Below are 5,105 nucleotides of genomic sequence, written 5' to 3'. Positions count from 1 at the left end.
GCGGGACGATGTGAAAGGTTCGCGGCGAAGGTGATTTGTTCTCCACTTTGAAGGCGCTGCATCCCAATCTCCCCTGTGGGAGAAGGTGGATGGGCACGAAACGTCGAGCCGAATGAGCGACCGTCCTCATGTTGCCGGGCTCACTCGAGCATCACCCGAGGATGCAGCCGGGAGACCCCGCGGCGGCGGCAGCTTTCGGCGAGATCATGGAACGATTTCTCAATAGTCTGTGACGTGTCTGCAGATCACCGCGCATGTACCATGACAAGTGAGAAGAACCGTTCAAACGCAAGGTGATGGATTCGCCTCTGCTACGTTGCCTTCCCGGCATTGTCGGACATTGGACAGGGCCGAACGCGAAGCGCTTGCGGCGCAAGCAAACACGATCTGTCCCATCTTCATTCCTCGGCAAATTCGTCAGCCGCCATCATAACCGCGCCCTTCAGGGTCGCGGGGACACGCTTCGCGCCTCGTATCCTGGCGTATCGAGGGCGAGGTCGAGTGCATCGGGCTGCGTTGGAGCCGCATCCCTGACCACAATCTGCGGCTCTTCCCTGGCGGGATTAACGACAAAGGTCAGCCGCACCGTCCCGCCGGTTCTCTTCGCGCGTTTGACCGAATCCGGATAACCGGACAGCATTTCTGTCCGCCGTCACTTGGCAGTTTGTCAGAGTGGCTTCACTGCCCTGCTAATCCTTCCACTCTCTAACTAGCTGAAAAAACAGCCACAAATTCTATCCCTTCTCTCTACAATGATGGCACGAGATTTGCTTCAATAGCTAACAGGCTGCGGAGTTGTACTCGTGTCGCGAGGCACAGCGAAGGAAGGAAACAACTTGCCAGATTTGCGCCGCAAACACTTTATGTGGCCGGTACGGCATTCTGAAACATGCAACGCAGGCGGCAGTACCGCGCCGAAGTGGCAACATCACGGTAGTACGGGCCCTACTTCCGGCTCGGCTGCGGAATACAAAAGGGGATAGCGCTATGATTGTGCGTAGCCTGCAGGATGTTGAAGCGACCGATCACTTCGTCGATTGGGGCAATGGGACTAGCCACCGCCTCCTGACGGATAAGGACGGCATGGGCTTCAGCATCTGCCACACCGTAGTGCACGCTAACACCGTCTCGCTTCTGCAATACCGTAATCATCTCGAAGCCTGCTACTGCATCGCCGGAGAGGGCGAGGTCGAGGACATGGACGGTAATGTCTTCCCCATTCGCAAGGGCGACATCTATGTGCTTGATAAGCATGACAAGCATCTTCTGCGCGGGGGCCGAGACAAGGACCTGATCCTCGTAAGTATTTTCAACCCGCCCCTCAACGGAACCGAGCGCCACAAGCTCAACGACCCGGCAGGCTCGGCATATTGAACAAAATAAATAAACGACAGATCTCATATAAACCGCCGCTCATTGCGAGGAACATCCACCTTAGCGATCCAACACCATCCGCACCGCACGGGCGCGGCCTCAGCGGAAAATTTGTTCGTTGTCTCGTTCACATGGGCTCCGCTTTCTCATTGGTCTTCATCGTGAAACGGGGCTTTCCACGAAGGTGTAGTGTCCCGGCTACGCGGCCGCAGCCCGCGTGGACAGTGATGCCGTTGATGTTCCAGGCTCCGCTTGCTTCGCCGAACACATCGGGCGAGATTCCGGAAGGCTTGTGCCGATTGACAGCGCGCTCAATGGTACGATGTCCGGCGATGTCGGATAAGTGACATAGCAGTATTCTTGCTATCATTTGATTGAGAACGATTTCACCTTTTGGCACGATGCATGCGTAGTCCTCTAAAAAGGAGCACAGACTGAGGAGAAGTCGTCCGCTGACCACGCTCACCGGAAACTCAGATGAGGTTACGGTGGCAACTGCGATACTGTCGGCGACGGTATTTGGTGACGGAGGGAGCTTGGCGGGACGTTGGAAGATTTGGCTCAAGAGCTTCGCTACCGCAGATGCACGCCAGATTGCACAAGCGATTGTGGGCGCCCCCGAGCAGATCCGAACCAGTGTGACCGATTAGGTGGGGCGGCGCCCAGGGCGGAACTGCCCTGCTTGATGGGTGAACTGCTTGAGGGGTGAAGATGGCATATCGGTCTTCTCCGGCGCGCGGGAGTGCCTGCGAACCAGGCGATTGGGATAGGCATCCAATCTCCTCCAGCGTTTTTGTTGGCAGTGGTACCCTTGCCGTCAGCTGCGCTCAGCTGGCAATAGAGATGGGCCACTTCATTGGTGCGGCCCTGTGTGGCGATGCCATATTCGCGGATTGGGCGGCTCGCGCCAGCATCTTGTGCGTTGCGACTGTTGAAGAGCTCTCGGCGTTTCTGAACACCGAGCCGGTGGATTGGATTTTCTCCGTTGCCAATCCGCTTATATTGCCACCGAACGTGTTTGGGCGAGCGCGACAAGGTGCTTTCAACCACCACGACGGTCCATTGCCACGATATGCGGGAACGCACGCGACGTCCTGGGCGCTGCTGGCCCAGGAGAGCGAGTATGCCATCACGTGGCATCGTATCGATGATGGTGTTGGTACGGGTGACGTCGTGATTCAGCGCCAAGTGCTGATTGCGCCCGCCGATACGGCGTTTAGCTTGAACCTCAAATGTTTTGAGGCTGCAGTCGAGGGTTTCCGCGAGCTTTTGACTGACCTCAAGAGCGGGAAGCTTACTGCCCATCCGCAGGCGCTGGTGAACAGAAGCTATTTTCCGAAACGTCGACGCCCAGATGCGGCAGGCTGTCTGCGATGGGATCGATCCGCGCAAGACCTGTCAGCGATGACGCGTGCCCTAGACTTTGGCCCGTATCATCCCAATCCATTGTGTCTGCCCAAGGCGCTCGTAGGCGACGAGGTTGTCACTGTCAGACGCCTGGAGGTGTTGCCTCGACGCTCGGGCTTTCCCGCGGGTTCCCTGCTTGAAATCCACTCCGGCCACTGGCGTGTGGCGACGGGTACGCAGGATGTCGATGTTAGCTTTGGCAGCTCCGATGGGCAGGTGCTGGACGCGCGAGCCCTCGCCAAGCACTCCAATTTGGATGAAGGTGGTCGCCTTCCAATTTTGGGCGATGAACAGGCGCGGAGGATAACTGCCGCCCATGAATTGCTGGCGCCTTCAGAGGATTTTTGGCGACAGCGGCTAGAGCAGTTTAAAACATCGCAGCTTCCCTTCGTGTCGTCGTCCGTAGCTGAGACGCCGCCCAGATGGCAGTCGAGTTCGGGGGCCATTCTAAGTGCTTTGGCTAAGCTGTCGCCACTCGATCGCGCGGAATACTTGGTAACAGCTTGGCTGATCTATCTCGCCCGCATCGCGGGAGAAGCAGAGCTTCAACTGGGATGCACGCCTGCATCGGATAGATCGCAAGCCGGTTCGAAAGCGGTGGAGATGCTTATCGCCTCTGTCGTGCCAATCAAAGTTACCATTGATCTTGCACATACTTTTGAGGAAGTGCGCAGGGCGGTGGCCGCCGAATTCGCTCGGCTGACGGAGCACGGCAGCTTCGCGCGGGATCTTATCGCGCGCTGCCCGACATTGCGAGGTGTGGAGGCACTACGATCACACCGGCCTTGGTCGATTGGCATCACGATTACAGCAGATAGCTGTTCTGCCGCTGGCAATCTAGCTTCGAACGCGAGTTCTGAGACAACCCTGTCCGGTGATTTGCTGACATTCGAGCTTTGCACTCTGGATGGGAGCTTTCGATGGCACTTTGATGCAAGTCGATTGGCACCGGAGCAGATCGACCGCATGACGCGGCATTTGCAGAATCTGTTGTGCGCTGTGGTTGCCGATGCAGGCCAGCCGGTCGGCCGCATCGACATCCTGCCGGCCGCCGAGCGCACCTATCTGCTGGAGGATCTGAACCGGACGGACGCGGCCTATCCGTCGGATCTTTGCATCCACGAGCTGTTCGAGGCGCAGGTGCGCCAGGCGCCGGAGGCGATGGCATTGGTGCATGAGGACGAGCGCCTGAGCTATGGCGAGCTCAACGCCCGGGCCAACCGGCTGGCGCATCACCTGATCGGGCTCGGTGTCAGGCCGGACCAGCCGGTGGCGATCTGCGTGGAGCGCAGCCTGGCCATGGTAGTCGGTGTCTTGGCGATCCTCAAGGCGGGCGGCGCCTATGTGCCGCTCGATCCGGCCTATCCCAGCGCGCGGCTCAACCAGGTGCTCGAGGATGCCGCGCCGCAGCTGCTGCTGGCCGATGCGGCCGGCCGCGCCGCGCTCGGCGCCGAGGCGCTGGCCGATGTGAGCGTGGTCGATCTGCAGACGGCCACCCCGGCCTGGGCCGAGCTGCCCGCCTGCGATCCCGAGCCGCGCGCGCTGGGCCTCACATCCCGCCATCTCGCCTATGTCATCTACACCTCGGGCTCCAGCGGAACTCCAAAGGGCGTCATGGTCGAGCATGGAAGTCTGGTGAACTATCTGCACTGGTCGGATCGCAGCCATTACCAAGGAGCCGGGAACGGCTCGCTGATGCTGCTGTCGTTTAGCTTTGACGGCAGTATTACGACCTTGTTTGGGCCTTTGCTGGCGGGTACCAAGCTCCGCATTCTAAAACAGACTGTCCCAACAGATTGGCTTGCTGCTCTTGGAGAGGGTGAGGTCCATCATCTGATCAAGTTGACGCCTTCGCACCTGAGCATGCTGAACAAGCGGCTTGAAGCCTACAAGGGACCAGCCCCGACCAGAGCGCTCATGGTCGGGGGCGAGGCCTTGATCCCGGCAGACATGCAGTTTTGGCAAGAGCGTTTTCCGAACGTGCGTCTGATCAATCATTATGGTCCGACAGAAGCGACGGTTGGATGTGCCACATTCGCAATATCCGACGCTGTCGGGGGGCTGGCCTCGATTCCCATCGGGCGTCCGATTGCGAACACGCGGGTGTATCTTCTGGACGCTCATGGTCAGCCGGTGCCGTTCGGGGCGGTGGGCGAGCTTTACATCGGCGGGGCGGGGGTTGCGCGTGGCTACCTGAACCGTCCCGAGCTGACGGCTGAGCGGTTCATCGCCAGCCCGTTTGTGGAGGGCGCCCGGCTGTACCGGAGCGGCGATCTGGCGCGTTATCTGCCGGACGGCAATCTGGAGTTTTTGGGCCGCAACGA

Annotated in this window: 3 protein-coding genes; 2 read left to right on the top strand and 1 reads right to left on the bottom strand. The window is 59.3% G+C overall.

Annotated features, from left to right (window positions below; genetic code table 11):
- Positions 1-987: 987 nt before the first annotated feature.
- Positions 988-1,374 (top strand): ectoine synthase, encoded by a 387-nt coding sequence (locus tag AC0L2K_RS34615; RefSeq protein WP_473533608.1) that lies wholly within the window; start codon positions 988-990, stop codon positions 1,372-1,374.
- A gap of 127 nt (positions 1,375-1,501) precedes the next feature.
- Here AC0L2K_RS34615 and AC0L2K_RS34610 read toward each other — a convergent pair whose 3' ends face one another.
- Positions 1,502-1,939, bottom strand: a complete 438-nt coding sequence (locus AC0L2K_RS34610) for a hypothetical protein (protein ID WP_473533607.1) — start codon at positions 1,937-1,939, stop codon at positions 1,502-1,504.
- Between the two features lie 278 nt (positions 1,940-2,217).
- Here AC0L2K_RS34610 and AC0L2K_RS34605 point away from each other — a divergent pair.
- The coding region (locus tag AC0L2K_RS34605; RefSeq protein ID WP_473533606.1) for an amino acid adenylation domain-containing protein at positions 2,218-5,105 on the top strand (2,888 nt) is incomplete at its 3' end.

This window comes from Mesorhizobium sp. WSM4817 (genome assembly GCF_055811135.1).
Note: the sequence above shows the minus strand (reverse complement) of the source record. Positions and strands in the feature narration are given on the sequence as shown.